This is a genomic window from Kitasatospora aureofaciens (assembly GCF_019192735.1).
GTDB classification, from domain to species: domain Bacteria; phylum Actinomycetota; class Actinomycetes; order Streptomycetales; family Streptomycetaceae; genus Kitasatospora; species Kitasatospora aureofaciens_A.
The window spans coordinates 369,523-394,274 of record NZ_JAHTKP010000001.1 but is presented as its reverse complement, the minus strand read 5'-3'; the positions used below and the strand labels follow the sequence as shown (position 1 = coordinate 394,274).

The window sequence follows — 24,752 nt, the reverse complement described above, 5'->3', positions numbered from 1 at the left end:
TGCCACCTTTCGCGTTCCCCGTAAACGATCATCAAGATCGTACGCGACGCGACGCGGCCGGCACGGGACGGGCGCGGTACGGATCCCACCATCCGTACCGCGCCCGGGCTGCCCGCCGGTTACCGGCGGAGGGGGCCCTCGCAGGTGTAGGTGGCGGTGCCGCCCTGGCCGGTGGACCAGATGTCGACCTGGCCGAAGGTGCAGTTCATGTCGTTGAGGTTGTTGGCGCCGGGGACGTCCTTGCTGCGGGTGAGGATGAAGTAGTCGACGGTGTCGGACATGTCCTTGAAGACCTTGTCCGGGTTGGTGGCGTCGGAGAGGTTGGCGGTGACGCGGCCGGTGCAGACGAAGCGCATCGGCTTGTTGGTCCAGTCGCCGTTGTCGTTGCAGGTGGGGGTGGCGGCGGTGGCGTCGGTGATGGCGGCCTGGACGTCGGAGGCCGAGGCGAGGTCGAGTTGGTCGTCGGCGAGGTAGGAGGTGGACGGGACGTAGAGGTTGTCGGCGTTCTTGATCTGGTCGTCGAGGAAGGCGAAGTACTCGGTCTGCAGGGCGGTGTCGGCGCCGAGGCGGTCGCGCCAGGCGTCGAAGCCGGCGGGGTTGTCGGCGCGCTGGTAGCCGTACATCTCGCGGATGAGGGTGGGGTGCCTGAGCCAGAGGAACTCGAAGAATGTGCCGGCGTAGTTGTAGAAGTGGAAGGCCGGGGTGTCCGCGTACTTGGCGTGGAGGAGCTGGGCGATCGTCATGCGCGGGATGCCGTTGGCCTCGTCGGAGGCGAGCTTCTGGACCAGGGACTTGCGGACCAGGATGCCCTGGTCGCGGGTGGAGCCGTCGAAGAACTCGGCGGTGCCCTCGTCCATCGCGGTCACCTTGTCGTCGGCGTACCAGCGCTCGTCGCCGAAGTAACCGGGCACCGCCCAGCGGCCGTTGAGGTAGTGGACGTACTCGTGGCGGAAGAGTTCCTCGAGGGTGAGGGTGGAGTCCTGCGGGACTCGGCGCTGGTAGGTGTAGAAGGTTGCGCCGCGCTCGATGTAGATGCCGCCGTTGTTGGTGCTGTAGCCGGTGAGGATCGGGTGGTAGACCTCGTAGTCGGCCCGCGAGGCGTACAGGTGGATGTGCAGGGTGGTGTTGATGTCGTCGGACAGCGGCTGGTCGGTGCCGAGGACGCGGAAGTACTGGCTCTTGACCTGCTTGCTGGCGTAGTACATCTGGTCGACGGTGGCCTTGTCGAGGGCGGTGCGGACCTCGATGGCGCCGTTGTCGTAGGTGTACGTGTGGGGGAAGAGCTTGTTCTCCAGGTCGGCGATGCAGACGCCGTACTGCTGGCAGACACCGTAGGTGTTGGCCCAGCCGATGGCCTTGGCCCACGGGTCGGACCACTCGCCGAAGGCGGCCTTGGTGGTGTCGAGGAGCGGGCCGAGGTCGGCGACGAGGGCGTCGTGCAGGGCCGGTATCTGGCCGAGGCGGCCGTACTCGCCGACGGCGTCGCGGGCGGCCCAGGCGTTCGCGGTGCCCTTGAGGTGGCCCCAGGAGGCGTAGGCGCGGAACGCGGCGCGGTAGTCCGCGTTGGCGGCGACGGCGGTGAGGAAGGCCGGGTCCTGGTTGTTGATGCCCAGGTAGTTGAGGTTGAGCGCCTGGAGGACGGCGTTGCCCCAGGGGGCGCTGTCGGCGACGGCGGTGCCGGGGGCGAGGACGGCGAGAAGGCGCTGGGCGAGGCCGAGGTTGTTCTGGCGCAGGCCGTCGGAGCCCGCGGTGATGGCGGTCTCGCGCAGGATGTTGGCGGCGAGGTCGGTGCGGTCGAAGGCGTGCGCGCTGCCGGTGTAGGTGGTGATGGCCTGCTGGAGGGCGGCGAGGGTGGCGGCGTCCGTGAGGTTCAACTCGTGGTGGCCGAAGGCGTGGTAGACGGTGGCGTGCAGGTACGTCCACAGCTCGTAGAGGTGGGAGGCGCCGGTGCCGTCGTCGGTGGCGGACAGCTGGGTGATGCGCTGGGCGACGGCCTGGACGTGGGCGTTGTCCATGGTGGTGGCGAAACGGGCGTCCCAGGTCCAGATGATGGCGCGCAGACAGCCGTCGGCCGTCACGGCGGGGTCGGTGAGGAAGGTGACGAGCTGGTCGGGGGCGAGGCCGGTCAGGCCGTCGACGGTGCACGGCACGCCCGCGGTAGTGGTGGGTGCGGGGGTGGCGGTGCCGGCCTTGGCGGCCTGGTCGGCGGTGGGTGCGGGGGCGCCGACGTGGTCGGGCAGCAGGCCGGGGACGGGGGTGGTGCCGAGGGAGCCGCCGCCGGGGGCCGGGGCGGGGGCGCCGGGCTTGGCGGCGTCGGTGCCGAGCTGGTCGGCGTCGTCGTAGGCGGTGCGCTGCGGTGCGTCAGGGGTGGGCGCGGCCTTGGGTGTTGCGGTGGCGGCGGGCGCGGGGGTGAGCGCCTGGGCGCTCTGCAGGGTCGGCAGCGTGAGCGTGGCGGCCATGGTGGCGGCGAGCAGAACGCGCTTGGCAATGTGGGGAGTTGACACCGATTCTCCTGGAGGGGGAAGTGGCAGGGCGGTGTGAGGCGGGAGTTGGGGTGGGGGTGGGGCGCGACCGCCCCTGATGTGAGCACGTAACATAGCAATGTGAAATTGCACTCGACAAGGGGGTGAACACGCCCGGCCCCCGCTCGGCCGGAAGAGGTCGCTCGGGATACCCTGTGGGGGTAACTGCCCTGTGGGGTCCATTCCTCTGGGGTCAATGGAGGAGCGGCAGTGATCGGAAGGCGGGCCATGTGGGAGAGGCGGCCGGGCGTGCCGTGGGCCCTGCGGTTGCTCCTCCTTGCCGCCGTCCTGCTCGGCGTCCTGACGATGCACACGCTCGGGCATCCGGTGGGTGGGCATGGGGATGGGCATGGCCGGGGGCACGTCCAGGTTCATCAGATGGATGAGTCCGGCCACGGTGTGACGGCCGACCTCGCGTCCCCCGGCGGGATGGACCCGATGACGGTCTGTCTCGCCGTCCTCGCGAGCTGGACGCTCGTGCTCCTCGCCGCCGGCCATGTGCTGCGCCGCGCCGGCGATCCGGCCGCCGCCGTGCGGGCGCGGCTGCTGCGCGCCGTCCGGGCGCTCCCGCCTCCCCGCGGCGGGCGGATACTCCTCGCTCAGTTGTCGGTGCTTCGTCAGTAGGCGTGCGACCGCTGTCCCCCAGGGGCAGCCGACGCGACGTCCTTCTTACTCACACCGACTGCACGAGGTGCATTTCGTCATGCGCACACCCACCCGACGTACGGTGCTCGGCGCGGCGCTCGCCGCTGCCGGGACCGGCCTGCTGGCCGCCTGCTCCTCCGACTCCATGAAGGGCATGGACCACTCCGGCACGGGCCACGCCGCGCCCACCACCCCGGGCGGCTTCGTCGCCCCGAACGGCCCCGAGGTCGCCGCCGCCGAGGCGAAGCGCAGCCCCGGGCCGGAGCGCAAGGTCGCGCTCACCGCCACCGAGACCGGCGTCGATCTCGGCGGCCGGACCGTCCGCACCTGGGCGTACGGCGACCGGCTGCCCGGTCGGGAGGTCCGCGCCACCGCGGGCGAGACGCTCGCCCTCAGCCTCGCCAACCACCTTCCGCAGCCCACCTCCCTGCACTGGCACGGCCTCGCGCTGCGCAACGACATGGACGGCGTGCCGGGCCTCACCCAGGAGGCGGTCCGTCCCGGCGTCGCCTTCGACTACCGGTTCGCGCTCACCCGCCCGGGCACGTACTGGTTCCACCCGCACTCCGGCGTCCAGCAGGACCGCGGGCTGTACGCGCCGCTGATCGTCGAGGACCCGAAGGAGCCGCTGCGCTACGACAAGGAGTGGGTCGTCGTCCTGGACGACTGGGTGGACGGGATCGACGGCAGCACCCCGGACGCCGTCCTCGCCGAGCTCGCCAAGGGCATGGGCGGCGGGCACGACATGGCGGGGATGGGCAACCACGACATGTCCGGCCACGACATGGCGGGGATGGGCGGCCACGACATGTCCGGCCACGACATGGCGGGGATGGGCGGCCACGACATGGCGGGCGCCTCGGGAGCCCAGGGCCCGTCCCGCATGCTGATGGGCGCCCGCAGCGCGCTGCTCGGCGGCGACGCGGGCGATGTCGCGTACCCGTTCCACCTGGTCAACGGCCGCCTCGCCACCGCGCCCGAGACCTTCACCGCCAAGCCCGGCGACCGCATCCGGATCCGGCTGATCAACGCGGGCGGCGACACCGCCTACCGGGTCGCCCTCGGCGGCCACGAGCTGACCGTCACCCACACCGACGGCTTCCCGGTCGAGCAGGCCACCACCCAGGCGCTGCTGCTCGGCATGGGCGAGCGCTACGACGTCCTGGTCACCGCCCAGGACGGCGTCTTCCCGCTCACCGCCCTCGCCGAGGGCAAGAACGCCACCGCGCTCGCCCTGCTGCGCACCGGCGGCGGCACCGCGCCCGACGCCTCGGTGCGCCCGGCCGAGCTGGACGGCAGGCTGGTCGGCGCCGCGCAGCTCAAGGCCGACGCGAGCGTGCGGCTGCCCGCCCGGGCGCCGGACCGGACGGTGCAGCTGGAGCTCACCGGCGGGATGGCGAAGGCCGACTGGGCGTTCAACGGCCGCAGGTACGACCCGGCGCAGCGCCACCCGGTGGCGGTGGGGGAGCGGGTGCGGCTGGAGTTCCGGAACACGACGGCCATGTGGCACCCGGTCCACCTGCACGGCCACACCTTCGCCCTGGCCGGCGACGGCCCCCGCAAGGACACCGCGATCGTGCTGCCGGGCGCGACCCTGGCCGTGGATTTCGACGCCGACAACCCGGGCCTGTGGATGGTGCACTGCCACAACGTGTACCACGCGGAGACGGGCATGATGACGGTCCTCGGTTACCGGGCGTAACGCCCGCGGGCGCCGGGCCGGGGCGTGCCCCCCGACCCGGCGCGCCGCCCTTCTGCGCCCGACGCCCACCACCATGACGTTTTCTTAACGCGGGCCGATGACGCTTCCTTAACGGCCGTCGCATAGCCTGGCGCACTGCCGTCGCCCGACGGCGCTTTTACGGGGTCTTTAAACAAGAGGTGCAAGGTGGTTTCGTCGGGTTCGACGGAGACGGGGACGGCGGAGGTGTCGACGCCCCCGGCAGTGGCCGCGCCGTCGGCGCGAATACGCCTCCGCAACTGGATGCTGGAGGACATGTCCGCGGACAAGGGCGCCCAGCACGAGGGCGCGCCCGCGGAGGCGTCCGGCGGGCACAAGGGCCAGAGCTGGTGGCGGGTCATGTGCCTGACCGGCCTGGACTACTTCTCCACGCTCGGCTACCAGCCGGGCATCGCCGCCCTCGCGGCCGGCCTGCTGTCGCCGATCGCGACGATCGTGCTCGTGCTCGTGACCCTGTTCGGCGCGCTGCCGGTCTACCGGCGGGTCGCGCAGGAGAGCCCGCGTGGTGAGGGCTCGATCGCGATGCTGGAGCGGCTGCTGTCGTTCTGGAAGGGCAAGCTGTTCGTGCTCGCCCTGCTCGGCTTCGCGGCGACGGACTTCATCATCACGATCACGCTCTCGGCCGCCGACGCCAGCGCGCACCTGGTCGAGAACCCGCACCTGACCAGCGCCCTCGGCGGCAAGCAGATGCTGATCACGCTGATCCTGGTCGCGATGCTCGGCGCGGTCTTCCTGAAGGGCTTCAGCGAGGCCATCGGCCTGGCCGTCGCGCTGGTCGCGGTCTACCTGGCGCTCAACGTGGTCGTCGTCGTGGTCGGCATCTGGAAGATCATCCAGGCCCCGCACGTGGTCACCGACTGGTCCAGCGCGCTGACCACCGAGCACGGCAACGTGTTCGTCATGATCGGCGTCGCACTGATCGTCTTCCCGAAGCTCGCGCTCGGCATGTCCGGCTTCGAGACCGGCGTCGCCGTGATGCCGCACATCGAGGGCGACGCGGACGACACCGAGGAGAACCCGACCGGCCGGATCCGCGGCACCCGCAAGCTGCTCACCACCGCCGCCGTGATCATGAGCGCCTTCCTGATCGCCACGAGCTTCATCTGCACGCTGCTCATCCCGGCCAAGGAGTTCGAGGACGGCGGCCAGGCCAACGGCCGCGCCCTCGCCTACCTCGCCCACGAGTACCTGGGCGGCACCTTCGGCAGCGTCTACGACCTGTCCACCATCGCGATCCTCTGGTTCGCCGGCGCCTCCGCCATGGCGGGCATGCTCAACCTCCTGCCCCGCTACCTGCCGCGCTACGGCATGGCCCCGCACTGGGCCCGCGCCGTCCGCCCGATGGTGATCGTCCTGACGATCGTCGGCTTCCTGATCACCTGGCTGTTCGACGCGAACGTCGACGCCCAGGGCGGCGCCTACGCCACCGGTGTGCTGGTCCTGATCAGCTCGGCGGCCATCGCCGTCACCATCGCCGCCTACAAGAAGCGCCAGCGCGGCTGGACCATCGCCTTCGGGATCATCTCGGCGGTCTTCCTGTACACCACCGTGCTGAACACCATGGAGCGCCCGGACGGTGTGAAGATCGGTGCCTGCTTCATCGCCGGCATCATCCTTTTGTCGCTGCTCTCCCGGCTCAAGCGCGCCTTCGAGCTGCGCGTCACGAACGTGGTCCTGGACGACGTCGCCGAGCGCTTCATGCGCGACTACGCGCACCGTCCGCTGCGCCTGATCGCCAACGAGCCGACCAGCCGGGACGTCGCCGAGTACCGCGACAAGATCCGGCAGATCCGGGCCGACAACGACATCCCGGGCGAGGACGACCTGGTCTTCGTCGAGGTGACGGTGCGCGACGCGTCGGACTTCGAGGCCGAGCTGACCGTCCGCGGCGAGGTGCTGCACGGCCGCTACCGGGTGCTGACGCTGGAGAGCTCCAGCATCCCGAACGCGATCGCCGCCCTGGCGCTCACCGTCCGGGACCGCACCGGCCAGCGGCCGCACCTGTACTTCGAGTGGACCGAGGGCCACCCCTTCGCCCAGTTCCTGCGGTTCTTCCTGTTCGGCCAGGGCGAGGTCGCCCCGGTCACCCGTGAGGTGCTGCGCGAGGCGGAGCCGGACCGCAACCGCCGTCCGCGCGTCCACGTGGGGTAGTCGTCCCGCCGTTCCGTCGGCCCGTCCGGTCCTGGTGACCGGGCGGGCCGACGGCGTTCCGGGGGTGCGCGTCCGGGGCCGGGGCGGGCGGTTCCTGGCTGTCGGTGTCCGCAGGGCCGATGCGGCGGAGGGAGCCGGACGCGCTGCCGCCCACGTCCTCCAGGGGCGTGGGCGGCAGCAGGCGGGTCAGGACGGCAGGCGGAGGACCAGGCCCGGGTGGATGAGGTCGGGGTCGTCGCCGACGGCGGCGCGGTTGACGTCGTAGAGGGCGGGCCAGCCACCGGGGACGTGGAGGGCGTCGGCGAGGTCGGCCAGGGTGTCGCCCTCGCGGACGCGCCACTCGCCGGACGTCGAGGCGACGGTGGCGGCGGGCGCGGCCGGCGGCGGGAGGACGGCGTGGTGGTCGTGATCGCGGTCGTGATCGCGGTCGTGGGCGTGGCCGCGGTTGGCGCGGGCGCCGCAGACCGGCCAGGGGCTGAGGCCGCGGCGTTCGGCGAGGCGCTGGGCGACCGCGATCTGCTCGTCGCGGCCGGCGAGGTCGGCGCGCGGGGCGTAGGCGAGGCCACCGTTCGCGCGCCAGGTGGGGTTGTCGAACTGGAGGCCGCCGAAGTAGCCGTTGCCGGAGTTGACGTGCCAGTTGCCGCTGCTCTCGCAGGCCGCCACGCTCTCCCAGTCGTACCTCCCGCCGGGGTCGGTCCCGGTGTCGCGGCCCGGGGGCGCGGCCTGGGCCGCGGGGGCGGAGAGGGCCACGGGGGCGGAGAGGGCCACGGTGAGGGCGCACAGGGCGGTGGGGAGGAGACGGCGCAGATACGCGGTGGGAGGCATGGGCGGCTCTCAGGTCCGGGGACAGGGCGTACGCCGTCCGGAGGCGGCGCACTCCCAACCGATGCACGCCGGGCGGGGCTCGGCGGTGCCGACACGTCCGGCAGGTCACCCGCTCGGCCGCCCGGGACCACCCCGGCGGCCCGCGGCCATCCGGCCGTAGCCGCCGTTCGGCCCAGCCGACTGTAAGGGGACCGTAAGCCGTGCCCCGACCGCGCCGCGTGGGCCGGCTCCTAGAGTGGCCGGGACGTTTCCCGAGGAAGGGCACGAACGATGACGATCGATCAGGACACGCCGCGCGCCGAACTGGGCGTGATCGGCGGCTCCGGGCTGTACGCGCTGCTGGACGACGTGACGGAGGTGCGCGTCGACACGCCGTACGGCCCGCCGAGCGACGCGCTGTTCCTCGGCGAGGTCGCGGGCCGCCGGGTCGCGTTCCTGCCCCGGCACGGGCGCGGCCACGGCCTGCCGCCGCACCGGATCAACTACCGCGCCAACCTGTGGGCGCTGCACTCGCTGGGCGTGCGCCAGGTGCTCGGGCCGTGCGCGGTGGGCGGGCTGCGGCCGGAGTACGGGCCGGGCACGCTGCTGGTGCCGGACCAGTTCGTGGACCGCACCTCCGGCCGGGTGCAGACCTACTACAACGGGCTGCCGCTGCCGGACGGCTCGTTCCCCGAGGTGGTGCACGTGTCGATGGCCGACCCGTACTGCCCGGCCGGGCGGCGGGCGGCGCTGGACGCGGCGCGCGACGCGGCCTGGGAGCCGGTGGACGGCGGGACCCTCGTGGTGATCGAGGGCCCGCGCTTCTCCACCCGCGCCGAGTCCCGCTGGTTCACCGCGAACGGCTGGTCGGTGGTCGGCATGACCGGTCACCCCGAGGCCGTGCTGGCACGCGAACTCGGCCTCTGCTACAGCTCGTTGGCGCTGGTCACCGACCTCGACGCGGGCGTGGAGAGCGGCGAGGGGGTCACCCACACCGAGGTGCTGAAGGTGTTCGCGGGGAACGTCGACCGGCTGCGCACCGTGCTGTTCAAGGCGCTGGAGAGCCTGCCGGTCGACCGCGACTGCGTCTGCTCGCACGCGCTGGACGGGCTCACGACGGGTCTGCCGGGCGTGCCCGGCGCCTGAGCCGCAGTTCCTTGAGGTGTAGTCCCTTGAGGTGCAGGCCCCTGAGGTGAAGTCCTCCGTGCCGCCACCGCCGGACGAGCGCGATCAGCAGCGCGATCCCGGCGGTGGCGGCCAGTACCAGCAGCCAGTTGCGCAGGTACGGGAGCGGCAGCACCGAGGAGTTGCCGTGGTTCGTGCCGTCCCGCAGGACGGCCGGCAGCCCGACGGCCGTCACCGCCGCCGCGACGATCAGCCAGCCGCGCAGCACCGGCCCGCGCACGACGGACGCGCCGAGCAGGAGGAGCAGCGGCACCCACAGTCCGTCGTGCAGGACCACCGCGCCGACCGCCCAGACCAGGACGTCGAACGGGTCGGTGATGTAGGAGTCGGCGAGCAGGCCGGAGAGGCCGTAGGCGATCAGGGCGAGCCCGCCGAGCAGCAGGGCCGCGCGCAGCCACCGGGGCATCAGAGCACCTCGATTCGTTCGACCCACTTGGTCTGCAGGACCCCGGGCCGGTTCGGCGCGATGATCCGGGCCGGGAAGCCGTGGTCGGCCGTCAGCACCTCGCCGTTGACCCGCAGGGCGAGCAGCGTGAGCGGGTCGACGGCGTACTCGGCGGGCATCTCCATCACCCGGTACGGCCCGTTCGCCTCCAGCGAGGTGACCCGCAGCGAGGCCCCGGCGGGGGCGCCCGCCCGTTCCATCAGATCGGAGACCCGGACTCCGGTCCAGCGCGCCGACGCACTCCAGCCCTCGACGCAGGCGATCGGCAACTCGACGTCGTACTGCGGGAGTTGCCCCAGCTCGGCGAGGGTGAGGACGTACGGGCGGGGCCCGTCCACGCGCAGCCGCCAGTCGGCGGGGACGGTGACCGTGCCGGCCTGGGCGGCCGTCCGGTTCACCGGGAGGCCCAGCGGGCCGAGGTCCGGGCGGCGCGGGGCGAGCAGGTCCAGGCCGCTGAGGAACGGCACGGCCTGCCCGGCGGTGGTGAGGGTGACGACGCCCGCCGCGGCGGTCACCGCGGTGAGGAAGGCCCGGCGCTGCGGGAGGCCGACGGCGGGGCGGCGCCAGTGCCGGGCGATCAGCGTGCCCTTGGCGGCGATGTGGACGAGGAGGCCGCCGGTGGCCAACCAGCCGATCCAGAAGTGGGTTTGGCGGAAGGGAAACGGCCACGGGTACCACTGCAAGGTGTTGAACAGGCCGGTGAACAGCTCCAGCAGCATCGCCGTGACGAGGACGAAGATGCCGAGGCGCTCCAGGGCGTGCAGCACGCTGCGGGCGGGCGGCCACTCGAAGAGCCGCGGGTAGACCGTCCACAGCTTCGCCCCGAGCAGCGGGATCGCGGCGAGCCCGCTGATCACGTGGAGCCCTTGGGTGATCCGGTAGCCGCTCACCGGCCGGCTCTGGAGGTACGGCACGATCCAGCCGGGCGGGTCCTGGAGGGCGTGGCTGATCAGGCCGGTCAGGAAGCAGACCAGCAGCGCCGCGCCCAGCCAGCGGCCGAGCACCACGGTGGTGCGCGGCTCGTGCAGCGGCGAGCGGAACGCCCCGGCGCGGAACGGTCCGCGGCGCAGGGACGCGGGCGGCGGGGGGAGTGGGAGGTCGTAGCGGGGGCGTGGGTCCGGGGGTTTCGGGGTCACGTCCTCATGGAACCGTTCGGCGGCCGTGCGGTGGTGCTCCGAGGTGCTTACGGAATCCGAACGGCGCCACGCCGGTCCGGCCGGGTGCCGCCGGGCGGTGCGAGGGTTTGCGCATGCTCACTCGTGTCCTGCCCTGTCTGTTCGCGCTGGCAGCCCTGGTCGCCGCGCTCGCCCTGACCGTCACCGGCGGCGGCACGCTCGACCACCGCGCGCCGCTGTACGCCTGGTACGCCGTCGATGCCGGGCTGTTCGCGCTCGCGCTGCTGCTGCTCCGGAAGGTGCCGGACCGTCAGGTCGTGCCGCTGGTGCTGGCGGGCGCCGTCGCCGTCGCCGTCGTCGGACTGCTCGCGCCGCCGCGCACCAGCGACGACGCCTACCGGTACGTCTGGGACGGCCGGGTGCAGGCCGCCGGGATCTCCCCGTACGCGCACACCCCGGACGACCCGGCGCTCGCCCGGCTGCGCGACCCCGGGCTCTGGCCGGCGGGCGGAGCCTGCGCCGGGTGGGACGAGCGGCGGACGGTGGCCGGGGACTGCACCCGGATCAACCGGCCTGCGGTGCACACGATTTACCCGCCGGTCGCGGAGGCGTGGTTCCTCGCGGTGCATCCGTTCGGGGGCGGGGTGCGCGGGGTGCAGGCGGCCGGCGCGCTGCTGGCGGTGGCGACGACGGGGGCGCTGCTGGTGGTCGGGAGGGGCAGCCGGCGGGCGGCGCTGTGGGGGTGGTGCCCGGGGGTGACGGTGTGGTCGGTGAACGACGCGCACGTGGACACGTTGGGGGCGCTGCTGCTCGTGGCGGGGCTGGGGTGCGTGGCGCGGCGGCGGGCGGTGGGCGGCGGGGTGCTGCTGGGTGCGGCGGTGGCGGTGAAGCTGCTGCCCGGGCTGGCGGTGCCGGGGGCGCTGGCGGGGGCGCTGTCCCGTCGGCCGACCCGGGAGACCGTCCTGCTGCTGGGTGCGACGGCGGGTGCGTTCGCGCTGTCGTACCTGCCGTACGTGGCCGCCTCGGGGGCCGGGGTGCTCGGCTACCTGCCGGGCTACCTGCGGGAGGAGGGGTACGAGCAGGGGCACATCGACCGCTTCGGCCTGCTGGCGCTCGTGCTGCCGGACGCGCTGCTGCCATGGGCGGCGGGGGCCGCGATGGCGGGCGTGGCGCTGTGGGTGATGTGGCGCGGCGACCCGGCCCGGCCGTGGTCGGGCGCGCTGCTGGTCACCGGGGCGGCGCTGCTGGCCGTGGCGCCGTCCTACCCGTGGTACGGGCTGCTGGTGGTGGCGCTGGTCGCGCTCGACGGGCGCTGGGAGTGGCTGGCCGTCCCGGCCGCGGGGCTGGCGCTGTACCTGACCGGCGGGACGGAGGCGCAGCAGGCCGCGTACGGGGTGGCGCTGGTGTGCGTGGTGGTGGGCGGACTGCTGAGGCAAATGGGACGGGCGGGAACTCTTGTGGCGGCCCGGGGGATCTGGCAGGCTCGGCCCCGACGCCTCGAAGGGTGAGGCCGGGGCACCCTTAACCGGGAGGCCGAGAGGCGGTCGGGCGACAGCCGCACGCGTGACGCACGAACGGCGTCCGGCAAGGCCACCTGGACCCCGGCGCCAGCGTCAGCTCTTGCGCAGGGTCAGCTCTTGCGCAGGGCGAGGAAGCGTCGTCCGTGCGAGGTCCAGCGCTCGGCCTCGGTGAGGCCGGCGGACCGGGCCCGGCACAGGGTGGCTCGGGTGTCCAGGCGGGCCCACGGGCCGGCGTCAGCTCTTGCGCAGGGCGAGGAAGCGTCGTCCGTGCGAGGTCCAGCGCTCGGCCTCGGTGAGGCCGGCGGACCGGGCCCGGCGCAGGGTGGCGCGGGTGCCCAGGCGGGCCCACGGGAAGGGCGGGCCGAGCCGGCCGTCCGGGCCCTCGACCCGGACGACGGCGCGCTCGTCGATCTCCTCCGGCTCCACCTCCACCAGCAGCAGGCCGTCCGGGGCGATGAGTTCGGCGCCCCGCCGGAGCAGGGCGGCCGGGTCGCCGCCGATGCCGAGGTTGCCGTCGGCGAGCAGGGCGGCGCCCCAGCGGCCCTCGGCGGGCAGGCGGTCGAAGACCGAGCGGCACAGCGCCGGGCCGCCCAGGCCCAGGGTGCGGGCGACGGCCGCGTCGGTCACGTCCACGCCGAGCGCCGGGACCCCGAGGGCCAGCAGCTCGGCGACCAGGCGGCCGGGCCCGCAGCCGAGGTCGAGGACGGGTGCGGCGAGCCGGGTGCAGCGCAGCAGCAGGCTGTGGTCGGCGCCGGCCGCGGGCGCGCACCAGCGTTCGAGGTCGAGCCGGAGCCGGTGGCCGTCCTCGCGGCGGAGCCAGAGCGGTCCGCGGCCGGTGCGGACGGCCTCGGCGAAGGGGTCGTCGACCCAGGGGGTGGTGGCGGTGAGCGTCACCCCGCCACCTCCGGGGCGAGGTCGGCGCTGCGCAGGCGGGCGGCGAAGCGGCTGTGCGGTGCCTCGGCGGCGACCCGGACGGCGTCCTGGACGGTGTCCACGTCGGCGAGCATGGGGAGTTGATGGATCGTCAACTCCGCTGCGGAGAGCCGGTCGAGGAGGCGGGCGCCGGTTTGCGGGGTGGACATCGGTACGCCGTGCAGGAGTTGGGCCGCGAGCTGTGGTGTCGGCCGGGCCAGGCCCAGCGCCCAGAAGCCGCCGTCGGCCGCCGGGCCGTACCAGGCGTCCACACCGGAACGCTCGGTGGCGGAGAGCGGCTCGGCGAGGGCGGCCGCGCTCAGCTGCGGGGTGTCCATGCCGACCAGCAGCGCGGGTGTGTCCGGGGCCAGCCGGGCGGCGTGCGCGAAGGCGGCTGCCAGTCGTTCGTCCAGCCCGCCGCCGGACTGCGGCACGACCTCCCAGCCCGCCGGCAGCCAGCCGCCCGGCTCGCCGTCCAGGACCAGCAGGCGCCGCCCGGCCGGGACGGCGGCCAGGGTGTGCAGGGTGTCGGTGAGCGCGGCCTCGGCCAGGGCGGCGGCCTGCTCGGGCGTGCACGGCGGGGTGAGCCGGGTCTTCACCCGGCCCGGGACCGGCGCCTTGGCGATCACCAGCAGCGTGGGCGGCGGCGCGGCCAGCACCGCGCGCATGTCGCGGATCGCCTGGCGCGTGCCGCGCAGCGTGCCGGTGACCTTGGAGCGGCCCGCGCGCGGCAGGTAGTCGACGGGCGTCTCGGTGATCCGCATCCCGGCCGCCGCGCCCGCGAGCACCATTTCCAGCGGGTAGCCGGAGCGGCGGTCGCCCAGGCCCAGCGCCAGCAGCCGCTCCCGGCGGGCGGCCCGCATCGGGCCGAGGTCGTGCAGCGACGCCCCCGTGCGGGCGCGCAGCCGGCGGGCCAGCACCGCGTTGGCGAACCGGGCGTGCACCGGCCAGGCCCCGGCCGTGGCCGGGCGGCGCCGGCCCAGCACCAGGTCCGCCGCCCCGGCCAGCACCGGGCCGGTGACCCGGGGGAGCTGGGCCGGATCGAGCGAACCGTCGCAGTCCAGGAAGCAGACCAGCTCGGCGGTGGCGGCGAGCAGCCCGGCGTGGCAGGCGGCGCCGAAGCCGCGCCGGGGCTCGGCGACCACCGTCGCGCCGAGCGACCGGGCCAGCTCGGCGGAGCCGTCCCGGGAGCCGTTGTCGACGACGATCGCCCGCCAGCCGGCCGGGATCCGCCCGAGCACCCAGGGCAGCGCGGCGGCCTCGTCGAGGCACGGGAGGATGACGTCGACGGCCGGAGAAGGGGATGTGGGTGAGGTCACGCGGGCCACGCTAAGCGCGGAGGGGCGGCCTGCGGCGGCACCGGCGCCTTACGGAAGTCGGACGTCGCCGGGGGCTGACCCGTTCGAGGGATCTGTCCAGGGGACCTTACGGAAGCCGGACATTCGCCCGTCCCGTCCGCAGGACCCGCCGCGGCCTCCTATCCTCGGCGGGGTGAACGACACCTCGCGCATCCTGGTGATCGACGACGACCCGACCGTGGCCGAGGTCGTCGCCGGCTACCTCACCCGCGCCGGCCACCACGTGGACCGCGCCGCCGACGGGGCCGAGGGCCTCGCCCTGGCCCGCAGCGCGCCGCCCGACCTGCTGGTGCTGGACCTCATGCTGCCCGGCCTGGACGGCCTGGAGGTGCTGCGCCGGCTGCGCGCCTCCGCGGCGGGCGCCGGGCTGCCGGTGGTGCTGCTCACCGCCAAGGGGGACGAGGCCGACCGGATCCTCGGCCTGGAACTCGGCGCGGACGACTACGTCACCAAGCCGTTCAGCCCGCGCGAGCTGGTGCTGCGCGTGCAGTCCGTGCTGCGCCGCTCCCGGGCCGGCGCGGCCCCGGCGGCGGAGGACGGGCCGCTGCACTCCGGGGACATCGCGCTCGACCCCAAGGCCCGCCGCGCCCAGCGGGGCGGGCGTGAACTCGCGCTCACCCTCCGGGAGTTCGACCTGCTCGCGTTCCTGCTCCGGCACCCCGGCACGGTGTTCTCCCGGCAGGACCTGATGCAGCGGGTCTGGGGCTGGGACTTCGGTGACCTCTCCACCGTCACCGTCCACGTCCGGCGGCTGCGCGAGAAGGTCGAGGACGATCCGGCCGCGCCCGCCCTGATCAGCACGGTCTGGGGCGTCGGCTACCGCTACGACCCCGCTCGTCCGGAGGACCGGTATGACCCGGCTCGTTCGGAGGGCCGGTATGACCCCGCTCGTCCGGAGACCCGTCCGGAGCAGGGCGGTGCGGTGTGAAGGACCTGCTGCTGATCGCCCTGTTCGCCGCCCTCGGCGCCGGCGGGGCCGGGCTGCTCGGCTGGGCGGCCATCCGGCTGCTGCGCCGCCGCTCGGTCGCGCTCTCGCTGTTCTGCGTCGCCGTGGTGACCGTCCTCGCAGTGACCTCCGGCACCTTCGCGGTGGCGCAGGCGATGTTCCTCTCCACCCACGACCTCGGCGTGGTCATCACGGTGCTCGGCATGGCAGCGGTGGTGTCGCTGGTCACCGCCGCCCTGCTCGGCCGCCAGGTGGTGGCCGGCAGCCGCGCGCTGGCCGCCGCCGCCCGGACGGTCGGCAGCGACGCCGGGTTCACCGCGCCGGCCCGCCCGCTCGGAGCCGAACTGGCCGCGCTGAGCGAGGAGTTGTCCGCCACCAGTGCCCGGCTGGCGGAGTCCAGGGCGCGCGAGCAGGCGCTGGAACGTTCCCGCCGGGAACTCATCGCGTGGATCTCGCACGACCTGCGCACCCCGCTGGCCGGACTGCGGGCCATGGCCGAGGCGCTGGAGGACGGCGTCGCCGAGGAGCCGGAGCGCTACCTCGTGCGGATCCGCACCGAGGTCGAGCGGCTCACCGGCATGGTCGACGACCTGTTCGAGCTCTCCCGGATCCAGGCCGGCGCGCTCTCCCTCTCGATCGCCCGGGTGTCGGTCTACGACCTGGTCGACGACGCACTGGCGGGCGCGTACCCGCTGGCCCGGCGGCGGGGCGTGCGGCTGGAGGGGCGGCAGGTGGCGGCCGAGCCGGTGGAGGTGGACAGCCGGGAGATCACCCGGGTGCTCGGCAACCTGCTGGTCAACGCGATCCGCTCGACCCCCGAGGACGGCGTGGTGGCGGTCGCGGCCCGGCGGGAGGCGGACGAGGTGGTGCTGTCCGTCACCGACGGCTGCGGCGGCATCCCGGAGCAGGACCTGCCGCGGGTCTTCGAGACCGGGTGGCGCGGCGGCTCCGCCCGCACCCCGCGTCCGGGCGGACGTGCGGGGGAGGCCGGGGACAGCGGGGCCGGGCTCGGGCTGGCGATCGTCCGCGGCATCGTCGAGGCGCACGCCGGGCGGGCCCGGGTGCACAACGTCGACGGGGGCTGCTGCTTCGAGATCGCGCTGCCCGCGCCGAGGGCAGCTTCGCACGCGTAGCCGGCCGTACGGATTCCGGCCCTACCTCCATACCCGGCTCCGACCGCTCGGCAGGCAGGATGAGCCGTGTGGCACGTGCCACTGCGGCATCCGGGAGACGCGCATGGCTGACTACTACCCGTACTGCATCGCCACCAGGAGAGGGGACTTGACGCTGATCTGGCGGCCGGGCGAGGACGATGCCCCGGATGAGCTCATGGTTGACGAACGCGGAAGGCTCCTCGCGTTCCGTGACCTCACGGCGCTGCAGGAATGCTGTGACCGCAACGGCTGGGAGGTCGTCCGGGAGGGCGAACCCACGCTCGATCTTGGCGCCGTACGGCGGTGGGTCGAGCACCCCGGCCTTGGCCCGGCCCCGGCGGCACTGTTGCTGGACGCGTGGAACTTCTTCGAAGACCTCTCCCGCAGCCTGAAGGCCGGCTCGCCCCTGCCCTCCCAGGGACCGGCTCACGACAGTGCCTACGAAAAGATCTTCGGCGGCGGAGCTCTCGACCCGACCGCCGGCGAGGGAGCCTGGACGGGCGAGGAGACCGTGGCGGTGCGCGAACTCCTCCGTGCGGGGCTGGACCTCTGGGAACAGGCCGTGCACTGAGCGTGGCGTGGTTTCGTCCGCCGGGTCACGCCCGCAGGGGCGCGGCGGCGAACTCCTTCATCCCGGTGCGGAACGGCATCTGCGGGCGCCAGCCGAGCTCGGTGCGCAGGCGGGCGGAGTCCGCGGTGATGTGCCGGACGTCGCCGAGGCGGTACTCGCCCGTCACCACCGGCGCCGGGCCGCCGTACGCCTCCGCGAGTGCCGACGCCATCTCGCCGACCGTCCGGGGCTCGCCGCTGCCCACGTTGTAGGCGCGGGTGCTGCCGGGCGTCCTGGCGTCGATCGTGGTCAGGGCCGCCAGGTTGGCCGCCGCCACGTCCTCGACGTGCACGAAGTCGCGCCGCTGGCCGCCGTCCTCGAACACCCGGGGCGCCTCGCCCCGCGCGAGGGCGGAGCGGAACAGCGACGCGACCCCCGCGTACGGGGTGTCGCGCGGCATGCCCGGGCCGTAGACGTTGTGGTAGCGGAGCGTCAGGACGACGCCCCCGCAGGCGCGCGCCCACGCCGAGGCCAGGTGCTCCTGGGCGAGCTTGGTGGCCGCGTACACGCTGCGCGGGTCGGCGGGGGCGTCCTCGGCGACCAGGCCGGGCGCGAGGGCGGTGCCGCAGACCGGGCAGGGCGGTTCGAAGCGGCCGGCGTCCAGGTCGGCCGGTCGGCGCGGGCCGGGGGCGACGTCGCCGTGCGTGGGGCAGCGGTAGCGGCCCTCGCCGTAGACGACCATGGAGCCGGCCAGGACGAGTCGCCGTACGCCGGTACGGGCCATCGCGGCGAGCAGGACGGCGGTGCCCAGGTCGTTGCAGCCGGCGTAGGCGGGCGCGTCGTCGAGGTCCAGCCCGAGCCCGACCATCGCGGCCTGGTGGCAGACCGCGTCCACCCCCGCCAGCGCCCGCTCGACGGCCGCGGTGTCGCGGACGTCCCCGTGGTGGAAGGTCACTTCGGGTGGCAGCTCGGGGGCGCGCCCCGACGGGTGGACGGCGGGCAGCAGCGCGTCCAGCACCCGTACCCCGTGCCCCGCCGCGGCCAGTGCGCGGACGACGGCCGACCCGATGAACCCGGCGCCGCCGGTGACCAGAATCTCCATACCGCCGAACTTAGCCCCGCGGGGCGGCGGTTCGGGAGCGGGCGGGGCCGCCGTCAGGGTTCGGTAATCCGTCCGGGTGAGCGGTTGGTGTGGACCAGCGTTCAACTGCCGTTCGCCGTCCGCACTGTCCGAAGTGGTGTGGCGGTTCCGTCCGGCTGGAAATCTCCTGGGCGTTTCTCGGAGCCCAGGAGGCGGCAGTGTCACATCCCTCGCGGTCAAACCCCTCGCGGTCAAATCCCTCGCGCAGAACGGTTCTTCGGACGGGGGCGGCGGTCGGCGCGCTCGCCGCGATCCCGGCGTCCACCCTGCTGTGGACGCAGCCGGCGCTGGCCGGCACCCCCGGGCCCGAGCAGATCCACCTGCAGTGGGGCAACGAGCCGTCCACCGAGATGACCGTCTCCTGGGCGACCGCCGCCACCGTGAGCCGCCCCCGGGTCCGGCTCGGCACCCCGCGCGGCGGCGCCGGGCACAGCGTCGACGCGGAGACCCGCAGCTACGTCGACGGCCTCAACAAGGTCGAGACCTTCACCCACCACGCCCGCCTGCGCGGGCTGCGCCCCGACACGACGTACGTCTACGAGGTGCTGCACGACGGTGCCGAGCCCGTGCGCGGCACCTTCCGCACCGCGCCCGGGCGCGGCCGGGCCTCGTTCCGGTTCACCAGCTTCGGCGACCTGGGCACCGGCGACAACGTGTTCGCGAAGTCCTCGATCCACGGCGCCGCGGCCGTCCGCCAGGTGGAGCAGTTCGCTCCGCTGTTCCACCTGCTCAACGGCGACCTCGCGTACGCCAACAACAACCCGCAGCTCCAGCCGCAGTGCTGGAACGCGTTCATGAACAACCTGTCCAAGTCCGCGGCCGGCCGGCCGTGGATGCCCTCGCCCGGCAACCACGAGGTCGAGGCCGGGGGCGGGGACCTCGGGTACGCCTCCTACCTGACCCGCTTCGAGCTGCCCGACAACGGCACCCGCGACTACTGCGGCAACTGGTACGCGTTCCAGGTCGGTTCGGTGCTGTTCCTCAGCCTGGACGGCAACGAGATCGCCGTCGAGGACGACGCCAGCCTCGACCCGGCCACCGGCCAGTCCATATACATCAGCGACTACAGCGAGGGCGCCCAGCTGCGCTGGCTGGAGCGGACGCTGACGCGGGCCCGCAACGGGAGCGCGGTGGACTGGATCGTCGTCAGCATGCACCAGTTCGCGATGTCCTCCTCGGCCGCCAGCCACGGCGGCGACATGGGCATCCGGGAGAAGCTGCTGCCGCTGCTCGACCGGTACTCCGTCGACCTCGTGCTGGCCGGCCACGACCACGACTACGAGCGCACCTACCCCGTCCGCGGCACCGAGTCCGGAGGGCTGCTCACCCCGGCCGTCGCGGACGACGACCTGCGGCAGATCGACACCTCGCAGGGCACCGTCCACCTCATCCTCGGCGGCGGCGGCACCGCCGGGCACGACGACCACTACCTGCCGGCCGACGAGGACGGCGTCCGCGAGGCCTTCGTCCGCACCCAACGCCTCACCTTCAAGGCCGACCCGGACGCCAAGGAGAAGGCCCACTGGTCCGCGGTGACCGACCCCGACACCAACTACCCGTTCGGCGTCGCGGTGTTCGACGTCGACCCGGGGCTGGTGCCGGGCGGGCGGACCACGATCACCGTCAGCTACTACCACTCGGCACCCGCCACCGCGGCCAACCCGGTCCCGGCGCCGGTGCTCTTCGACCGGTTCACGCTCTATCGGGACCGCAGCGACGGCTGGGGCGGCGACGACCAGAGCGAGGACGAGACCAGCGACTCCCAGGGCAGGGCGGCCGCCGGTCGCCGATAACGCGCCTGTTCGGGGCCCGCCGCATGCTGCGCGGCGGGCCCTTCGCCCTTTTAGACGACTATCCCTCTTCTGCGACCCAGCCGAGGCGCAAGGCAGCCACCGACTGACTCAGACCGGACTTCTCAAGCTGGCCCAGTACGTCGTCAAGCGTCTGTGGCGGTTTGCGCCGGCTCAGAGCGATCTCCTGGACGCACGAGTAGACGATCCGATCATCCAGCCCGATGAGGTCCATCACGAAGTCATCGGCACTCTTCCGCTCGATGCCGAACGAGCCGAGGTAGTCGGATGGGAAGTCCTTTCGATTGTTGGTGACGATCACTTGGGCTCCTGCCCTGATCGCCGCAGCCAATACATGTCGATCATCGGGATCCGGGAGCTTGAGCCCTTCGATCAGGGACTCGAACCCCGTGACGAGACAGTCACGGACCGCCTGATTCATTAGCTCCCGACGTCGCTGGAGCCTCTCCGGAGGGATCTGAAAGTCCTTGATGAGGTTGCGGTCAACCTCGTCAAGGATGGTGTCAGTCCATTGCGCGCGCACAAGTCCCCTTAGCGAGACACGCATGAGGAGATCCCTCAGGGTGTTGGGGTACAGCACGCACGCGTCATAGATGACGACGAAGGCCATGTCAGAGCAGTCCCAGCTCCTGGTCCAAGCGCATGAGTTCGTCGGCGGCGTCCTTTCGTGCCGCATCGTCCTCGCGAAGGTACTGGCGAAGAGCATCGACACGGATGCGGCGGTGCCGACCCACGAGCCTGTAAGGGATCTTCCCGGACTCCAGCAGCCCGATGAGGTACGGGCGGGAGACGTTCAGCATGTCGGCAGCCTGCTGAGTGGTCAGCTCGGCATCGACCGGGATGATCTGGACACCCTGTCCGTTGGCGAGGGCCGCCAACATCGAGGCGAACATCTCAGCCACAGGCCTAGGGAGCACAAGAGCCTCGTCGTGCGCTCCTGTTTCGAGGTGGACCTCGATGTCCTTGTTGCTCTGAGCTGTGCGCGAGAGGTAGTCGGTGATCCGGCTGAGGGCACGCCGAGCATCACCTGCGTCGACGATGCCAGGTTCGATCTTCCTGCCTGTGACAGTTCCCATGGCTTCCCTCCAGTGTCCTATTCGAATTATTCGCAATAAACGAAGCAGTCGCAACCCGTCTTCGGCGTGTTTCTGCCCTCGCGGGGCATCGCCCATCTGATCCTGGGCGGCGGCATTGTTCGGACCCTCTGCGTAGGAAGTCGGCCAGGCCGACTTCCTACGCAGAGGACGGCATGCGCTGTGGGGCGAGCTGGAACGGATGGGTGGGCGGGCCCGCGTCCAAGACGCGGGCCCGCCCACCCCAACGCGGAACGGGGGATTTTCGAATCAGGCGGCTTCGGCCCGATCCATCGCGGCGGCACTCGGCTGCGCGAGCCAGACCAGCCGTGCGGTGATCCCCGGCCGCCCGGCGAAGTGACGCACGGCTCGCTCGGGAGACGCGAGGGTCATGCGCGCCCGCCCGTCGATGCCGATCACGTGGGCCGGGCCGTCGCTGTCGGCGAGCCCCCAGGCCACGACCCACCCGTCGGCGTCCGCAAGGCCATCCCCGCACACCTGGACGACGGCGAACAGGCGGGGCGCGGTGTCGAGCACGAGCCCGCACAGCTCCTGGTCGAAGGGTACGCGGGGGTTTGGCGAGGGCGCAGCGGTCATGGAAGTCTCCTACATGAAAGGGAGTTGGGACGCGGCGCTGCCACCACCACGAGCAGCACGGCATTCCTGACGCAGGATCAAAGGTAGTCGGCCGGTAGTATGTAGTCCATTGCCTTTGGGGAATCCATGGCATCGCCACTCCAAAGGATGAACGGCGCCGGCCACGGCGAGCGAGGGAAGGGAGCAGCGGATGCCGCCCAGCAAGATCCCACCGAGCATCCGGCAGCGGCGACTCGGCGCGGAGTTGCGCCGGTTGCGCGAGCAGGCAGGGCTGTCGGTCACGCGTGCCGGGGAACTGCACGGTACCCAGCAGTCCCGCATCAGCAACATCGAATCCGGGGGATACCCGGTGAGCGCGGACCGGGTACGGGCCCTGGCGCGCCTCTATGGCTGCGCGGATGACGCCCTGATCGACGCGCTGACCCGCATGACCGGCGGCCGCACGAGGGGATGGTGGGAGGAGTACCGCGAGATCCTTCCGGCCGGAGCGCTTGACCTGGCCGTACTCGAACACCATGCGCAATCAATGCGGATCGCTTCCGCGATTCACATCCCTGGACTCCTCCAGACCCCGGAACACGCTCGCGCACTCTTTCGGGATGTCGTCCCACCCTTCTCGCCGCCAGAGGTGGAACATCTCGTCTCCCATCGCATCAAACGGCAGGCAGTGATCTATGGCGAGCAGCCGATCCCGCTGTCCGCTGTCGTCCACGAGGCCGCCTTGCGCATGGGCTTCGGCGGTCCGAAGGTTGCCCGTGGGCAGCTGGAATATCTGCTGACCGCGAGCGAGCGGCCGCACATCGACCTGCGGGTGATCCCGTTCGGCACCGGGAGCTACCCCAGCTCCGGCGCCGGGATTGTGTACTTCAACGCCGAGGTCGCACGATTGGACAGTGTCCAGGTCGATGGCGACAGATCGGAGTTCATTGACACCGAGCCGCAGTTGATCAAGTATCGGGCTGTGATGGACCGGTTGGAGGTGAGTGCGCTTCAGCCGGACGCATCCCGTGACCTCATCCGCCGCATCGCCCAGAGGATCTGAGACAGGACCGAGTATGGCCGTTCACAATTGGCAGAAGTCCTCGTTCAGTGGCGACGCCGCCAACTGCGTGTATGTCTCAGCAACCGCCGACGGCGCCATCAAAATCCGCGAGAGCGACGACCCGGACAGCGTCATCACCACCACGCCTGACACGCTCCGCGCCTTCATATGCGGCGTCAAAGCGGGGGAGTTCGACCACCTGACGGCGTAACGTCAGGCGGCGGCCAGGGCGAGGGGAGCGCGCGCTTCGTCGTAGCGGTGGAGGATCAGGCGGGCTATTGCGTCGTGGGCGGCCAGTGGAGGGCTCGTCCACGTCGCCGTCGTTGTCACGGCTCGGCGGGCGAAGAAGCCGGGGGCCAGGAGGTAGGTGGCTACTGCGACCTCGCGGTGGCCGGCGGTTTGGAGGGCGGCCACGGCCTCGTGGGGGGTGGGGGTGGCCGCTGACAGGTGGGCTGGGATGACGGGGCGGCCCAGGTGCGTGGCTAGCAGATGCGCCATCCTTGCGGTGTCTTCGGCTGCGGCCGGGTCGGAGGAGCCGGCTGCCGCTAGGACGACTGGGGCGTTGGGGGTGGCACCGGATTCTGCCAGGCGGTCGGCCAGTGCTTCGGCCAGCAGGGGGTGTGGGCCCAGGACGGGGGCGAGGTGGGAGAGGGGGAGGCCGGCGGTGGCGAGGGCGGCCGGGAGGTCGACGCGCAGGTGGTAGCCGGTGCTGAGGAGTATCGGCACTAGGATCGGTCTGCTGCCCGCGAGTTGGGCGAGGGCGTCGGAGAGCGAGGGCTCGGCGAGGTCCAGGAAGCAGCAGCGGACGGTCAGTTCGGGCCGCAGCACGCGAACCCGTCGCAGCAAGGCCCGGATTGTGGCGGAGGCCGCCGGGTCGCGGCTGCCGTGGGCGACGGCGAGCAGGACGGGCGGCATCAGCCCGCCGCCAGCCGGTAGCCGCGCTTCGGGACGGTCCGGATCAGCCCTGCGTGCGGGCCGAGCGCCGCGCGCAGCCGTCCGACGGCGGCCTCGACGGCGTGCTCGTCGGCGCTCGCGTCCGCCCAGGCGGCGCGCAGGAGTTCGGCCCGGCTGAGCACCCGGCCCGGCCGTTCGGCGAGGGCGCGGAGGACGGCGGCGCCGCGCGGGCTGAGCCAGTGGCTCTCGCCGTCGACCAGGGCGGCGTTGCCCTGGAGCGTCAACACCGTGCCGGAGAGGGAGAGTTCGCGCCGTCCGAGGGTGGGCAGGGTCTCCGCGAGCAGGCGGACGAGCGAGCCGAGCCGGCCGCGTTCCGGGAAGACGGTCGGCAGGCCGAGCTCCGCGAACGGGCGGGCGCACAGGGTGCCGACGCAGACCGGCAGGACGTCCGCGCGCAGCGCGTCCAGCAGGGGCTCGCGCAGGCCCTCGGCATCGGCGGTCGCAATGAAGGCGGTGACGGCCGGCGCGCTGGTGAAGGTGAGCGCGTGCACCTGCCGCCGGACCGTCTGCTCGACCAGCCGCCGGACCGGCGCCATGTCGTCCGGCGGCGCCCAGCGGTAGACGGGGACGGAGATCACCTCGGCGCCGCGTTCGCGCAGCGCCGCCGCGAAGGCGTCCAGCCGCACGCCGTGCTCCTGGACGGCGATCCGGCGCCCGGCGAGCGGGCGGGCGAGCAGCCAGGTGAGCAGTTCGTCGGTGGCCTCGGAGCCGGGGGAGAAGCCCTCGCCGAGCCCGCTGGCCCGCACCGCGCCGGTGGCCTTGGGCCCCCGGCTGAGCACGACCGCGGACCGGCAGGCCTCGGCGAGCGCGGCGCCGCGCCCCCACCCCTCGGCGGCGCTCATCCAGCCGCGCCAGCCGACGCCCGTGGTGGCGACCACGTAGTCGAGCGGGGCGGCGAGGCAGCGCTCGGTGGCCTCGCGCAGGGCGAGGTCGTCCGCGAGCGGCATGATGCGCAGCACCGGCGCCTCGACCACCTGGGCGCCGCGCCGGGTGAGGAGGGCGACGAGTTCCTCGCGGCGGCGTGCGGCGGTGACCCCGACGGTGAAGCCGGTGAGCGGTCCGGGCTGGGTGAGGGTTGCCATGTCG

Annotated in this window: 23 protein-coding genes and 1 pseudogene; 11 read left to right on the top strand and 13 right to left on the bottom strand. The window is 73.0% G+C overall.

From position 1 onward, the window contains the following. Positions 1-119: 119 nt before the first annotated feature. Positions 120-2,504: a collagenase gene (locus KV557_RS01710; protein WP_308129722.1), complete on the bottom strand. Its 2,385-nt coding sequence runs from the start codon at positions 2,502-2,504 to the stop codon at positions 120-122. Positions 2,505-2,750: 246 nt separating this feature from the next. On the opposite strand from KV557_RS01710, the gene KV557_RS01705 reads away from it, so the two are divergent. The 3 genes from KV557_RS01705 to KV557_RS01695 all read left to right on the top strand — a co-directional run bounded on the left by KV557_RS01705 (position 2,751) and on the right by KV557_RS01695 (position 7,059). After that, positions 2,751-3,146, top strand: a complete 396-nt coding sequence (locus KV557_RS01705; RefSeq protein WP_218197833.1) for a DUF6153 family protein — start codon at positions 2,751-2,753, stop codon at positions 3,144-3,146. Positions 3,147-3,225: 79 nt separating this feature from the next. Beyond that, entirely contained in the window at positions 3,226-4,869 is a 1,644-nt protein-coding gene (locus tag KV557_RS01700) for a multicopper oxidase family protein (RefSeq protein WP_218197736.1), read from the top strand. A 282-nt stretch (positions 4,870-5,151) separates the two neighbouring features. Continuing rightward, entirely contained in the window at positions 5,152-7,059 is a 1,908-nt protein-coding gene (locus KV557_RS01695) for an amino acid transporter (RefSeq protein ID WP_218197832.1), read from the top strand. Positions 7,060-7,245: 186 nt separating this feature from the next. Here KV557_RS01695 and KV557_RS43980 read toward each other — a convergent pair whose 3' ends face one another. Then, positions 7,246-7,884 (bottom strand): transglycosylase family protein, encoded by a 639-nt coding sequence (locus KV557_RS43980; RefSeq protein WP_218197735.1) that lies wholly within the window; start codon positions 7,882-7,884, stop codon positions 7,246-7,248. Positions 7,885-8,154: 270 nt separating this feature from the next. Here KV557_RS43980 and KV557_RS01685 point away from each other — a divergent pair, with 270 nt between their 5' ends. After that, positions 8,155-9,009: an S-methyl-5'-thioadenosine phosphorylase gene (locus KV557_RS01685; protein WP_218197734.1), complete on the top strand. Its 855-nt coding sequence runs from the start codon at positions 8,155-8,157 to the stop codon at positions 9,007-9,009. Here KV557_RS01685 and KV557_RS01680 read toward each other — a convergent pair. Continuing rightward, positions 8,975-9,454, bottom strand: a complete 480-nt coding sequence (locus KV557_RS01680) for a hypothetical protein (protein WP_218197733.1) — start codon at positions 9,452-9,454, stop codon at positions 8,975-8,977. The two genes, KV557_RS01685 and KV557_RS01680, sit on opposite strands and share 35 nt — an antisense overlap. Beyond that, positions 9,454-10,563, bottom strand: coding sequence for a molybdopterin-dependent oxidoreductase (locus KV557_RS01675; RefSeq protein ID WP_218197831.1), 1,110 nt, complete (start codon positions 10,561-10,563; stop codon positions 9,454-9,456). Before KV557_RS01675 ends, KV557_RS01680 begins: the two co-directional genes overlap by 1 nt. Positions 10,564-10,742: 179 nt before the next feature. Between KV557_RS01675 and KV557_RS01670 the strand changes: the two genes are divergently transcribed. Continuing rightward, positions 10,743-12,116 carry a glycosyltransferase 87 family protein gene (locus KV557_RS01670; RefSeq protein WP_218197732.1) on the top strand — a complete coding sequence of 458 codons (1,374 nt, stop codon included), beginning with the start codon at positions 10,743-10,745 and terminating at the stop codon, positions 12,114-12,116. 246 nt (positions 12,117-12,362) lie between these two features. On the opposite strand, the gene KV557_RS01665 is transcribed toward KV557_RS01670, so the two are convergent. The 3 genes and pseudogenes from KV557_RS01665 to KV557_RS42110 all read right to left on the bottom strand — a co-directional run. Next, positions 12,363-13,022 carry a class I SAM-dependent methyltransferase gene (locus tag KV557_RS01665; RefSeq protein WP_218197731.1) on the bottom strand — a complete coding sequence of 220 codons (660 nt, stop codon included), beginning with the start codon at positions 13,020-13,022 and terminating at the stop codon, positions 12,363-12,365. Next, positions 13,019-13,474, bottom strand: coding sequence for a TIGR04282 family arsenosugar biosynthesis glycosyltransferase (locus KV557_RS42115; protein WP_374106582.1), 456 nt, complete (start codon positions 13,472-13,474; stop codon positions 13,019-13,021). Before KV557_RS42115 ends, KV557_RS01665 begins: the two co-directional genes overlap by 4 nt. 180 nt (positions 13,475-13,654) lie before the next feature. Beyond that, positions 13,655-14,359, bottom strand: a pseudogene (locus KV557_RS42110) (glycosyltransferase family 2 protein); the annotation flags it as partial. A 172-nt stretch (positions 14,360-14,531) separates the two neighbouring features. On the opposite strand from KV557_RS42110, the gene KV557_RS01655 reads away from it, so the two are divergent. The 3 genes from KV557_RS01655 (at position 14,532) to KV557_RS01645 (ending at position 17,069) form a co-directional block, all read left to right on the top strand. Next, the gene (locus KV557_RS01655; protein WP_308129721.1) at positions 14,532-15,326 is read left to right on the top strand and encodes a response regulator transcription factor; all 795 of its coding nucleotides are present in this window, start codon (positions 14,532-14,534) and stop codon (positions 15,324-15,326) included. After that, entirely contained in the window at positions 15,323-16,477 is a 1,155-nt protein-coding gene (locus KV557_RS01650; RefSeq protein WP_218197728.1) for a sensor histidine kinase, read from the top strand. The genes KV557_RS01655 and KV557_RS01650 overlap by 4 nt, the downstream gene beginning before the upstream one ends. A 148-nt stretch (positions 16,478-16,625) precedes the next feature. Continuing rightward, positions 16,626-17,069, top strand: coding sequence for a hypothetical protein (locus KV557_RS01645; RefSeq protein ID WP_256176763.1), 444 nt, complete (start codon positions 16,626-16,628; stop codon positions 17,067-17,069). 25 nt (positions 17,070-17,094) lie between these two features. Here KV557_RS01645 and KV557_RS01640 read toward each other — a convergent pair whose 3' ends face one another. Next, the gene (locus KV557_RS01640) at positions 17,095-18,150 is read right to left on the bottom strand and encodes an NAD-dependent epimerase/dehydratase family protein (RefSeq protein ID WP_218197726.1); all 1,056 of its coding nucleotides are present in this window, start codon (positions 18,148-18,150) and stop codon (positions 17,095-17,097) included. Between the two features lie 197 nt (positions 18,151-18,347). On the opposite strand from KV557_RS01640, the gene KV557_RS01635 reads away from it, so the two are divergent. Beyond that, positions 18,348-19,982 carry a purple acid phosphatase family protein gene (locus KV557_RS01635; RefSeq protein ID WP_218197725.1) on the top strand — a complete coding sequence of 545 codons (1,635 nt, stop codon included), beginning with the start codon at positions 18,348-18,350 and terminating at the stop codon, positions 19,980-19,982. A 58-nt stretch (positions 19,983-20,040) separates the two neighbouring features. Here the strand turns inward: KV557_RS01635 and KV557_RS01630 are convergent, their stop codons facing one another. The 3 genes from KV557_RS01630 to KV557_RS01620 form a co-directional block, all read right to left on the bottom strand. Next, positions 20,041-20,610 (bottom strand): PIN domain-containing protein, encoded by a 570-nt coding sequence (locus tag KV557_RS01630; RefSeq protein WP_218197724.1) that lies wholly within the window; start codon positions 20,608-20,610, stop codon positions 20,041-20,043. 1 nt (position 20,611) lies between these two features. Beyond that, on the bottom strand, positions 20,612-21,076 hold the full coding sequence (locus KV557_RS01625; RefSeq protein ID WP_218197723.1) for a helix-turn-helix domain-containing protein: 465 nt from the start codon (positions 21,074-21,076) through the stop codon (positions 20,612-20,614). Positions 21,077-21,343: 267 nt separating this feature from the next. Continuing rightward, the gene (locus KV557_RS01620; RefSeq protein ID WP_218197722.1) at positions 21,344-21,670 is read right to left on the bottom strand and encodes a hypothetical protein; all 327 of its coding nucleotides are present in this window, start codon (positions 21,668-21,670) and stop codon (positions 21,344-21,346) included. Positions 21,671-21,860: 190 nt separating this feature from the next. On the opposite strand from KV557_RS01620, the gene KV557_RS01615 reads away from it, so the two are divergent. Both KV557_RS01615 and KV557_RS01610 read left to right on the top strand, forming a co-directional pair. Continuing rightward, on the top strand, positions 21,861-22,712 hold the full coding sequence (locus tag KV557_RS01615) for a helix-turn-helix domain-containing protein (protein WP_218197721.1): 852 nt from the start codon (positions 21,861-21,863) through the stop codon (positions 22,710-22,712). Positions 22,713-22,725: 13 nt separating this feature from the next. Continuing rightward, on the top strand, positions 22,726-22,923 hold the full coding sequence (locus KV557_RS01610) for a DUF397 domain-containing protein (protein ID WP_218197720.1): 198 nt from the start codon (positions 22,726-22,728) through the stop codon (positions 22,921-22,923). 2 nt (positions 22,924-22,925) lie between these two features. Here the strand turns inward: KV557_RS01610 and KV557_RS01605 are convergent, their stop codons facing one another. Both KV557_RS01605 and KV557_RS01600 read right to left on the bottom strand, forming a co-directional pair. After that, positions 22,926-23,627, bottom strand: a complete 702-nt coding sequence (locus KV557_RS01605) for a sirohydrochlorin chelatase (RefSeq protein ID WP_218197719.1) — start codon at positions 23,625-23,627, stop codon at positions 22,926-22,928. Then, positions 23,627-24,748, bottom strand: coding sequence for a uroporphyrinogen-III synthase (locus tag KV557_RS01600; RefSeq protein WP_218197718.1), 1,122 nt, complete (start codon positions 24,746-24,748; stop codon positions 23,627-23,629). Before KV557_RS01600 ends, KV557_RS01605 begins: the two co-directional genes overlap by 1 nt. Positions 24,749-24,752: the final 4 nt, after the last annotated feature.

What these genes read in the sequence shown, in the direction of transcription:
- KV557_RS01630 (WP_218197724.1), bottom strand. Translation starts at nt 20,610, where the DNA reads ATGGCCTTCGTCGTCATCTATGACGCGTGCGTGCTGTACCCCAACACC.
- KV557_RS01700 (WP_218197736.1), top strand. Translation starts at nt 3,226, where the DNA reads ATGCGCACACCCACCCGACGTACGGTGCTCGGCGCGGCGCTCGCCGCT.
- KV557_RS01695 (WP_218197832.1), top strand. Translation starts at nt 5,152, where the DNA reads ATGCTGGAGGACATGTCCGCGGACAAGGGCGCCCAGCACGAGGGCGCG.
- KV557_RS01615 (WP_218197721.1), top strand. Translation starts at nt 21,861, where the DNA reads ATGCCGCCCAGCAAGATCCCACCGAGCATCCGGCAGCGGCGACTCGGC.
- KV557_RS01670 (WP_218197732.1), top strand. Translation starts at nt 10,743, where the DNA reads ATGCTCACTCGTGTCCTGCCCTGTCTGTTCGCGCTGGCAGCCCTGGTC.
- KV557_RS01625 (WP_218197723.1), bottom strand. Translation starts at nt 21,076, where the DNA reads ATGGGAACTGTCACAGGCAGGAAGATCGAACCTGGCATCGTCGACGCA.
- KV557_RS01640 (WP_218197726.1), bottom strand. Translation starts at nt 18,150, where the DNA reads ATGGAGATTCTGGTCACCGGCGGCGCCGGGTTCATCGGGTCGGCCGTC.
- KV557_RS01620 (WP_218197722.1), bottom strand. Translation starts at nt 21,670, where the DNA reads ATGACCGCTGCGCCCTCGCCAAACCCCCGCGTACCCTTCGACCAGGAG.
- KV557_RS01705 (WP_218197833.1), top strand. Translation starts at nt 2,751, where the DNA reads ATGTGGGAGAGGCGGCCGGGCGTGCCGTGGGCCCTGCGGTTGCTCCTC.
- KV557_RS01600 (WP_218197718.1), bottom strand. Translation starts at nt 24,748, where the DNA reads ATGGCAACCCTCACCCAGCCCGGACCGCTCACCGGCTTCACCGTCGGG.
- KV557_RS01685 (WP_218197734.1), top strand. Translation starts at nt 8,155, where the DNA reads ATGACGATCGATCAGGACACGCCGCGCGCCGAACTGGGCGTGATCGGC.
- KV557_RS43980 (WP_218197735.1), bottom strand. Translation starts at nt 7,884, where the DNA reads ATGCCTCCCACCGCGTATCTGCGCCGTCTCCTCCCCACCGCCCTGTGC.
- KV557_RS01605 (WP_218197719.1), bottom strand. Translation starts at nt 23,627, where the DNA reads ATGCCGCCCGTCCTGCTCGCCGTCGCCCACGGCAGCCGCGACCCGGCG.
- KV557_RS01680 (WP_218197733.1), bottom strand. Translation starts at nt 9,454, where the DNA reads ATGCCCCGGTGGCTGCGCGCGGCCCTGCTGCTCGGCGGGCTCGCCCTG.
- KV557_RS01610 (WP_218197720.1), top strand. Translation starts at nt 22,726, where the DNA reads ATGGCCGTTCACAATTGGCAGAAGTCCTCGTTCAGTGGCGACGCCGCC.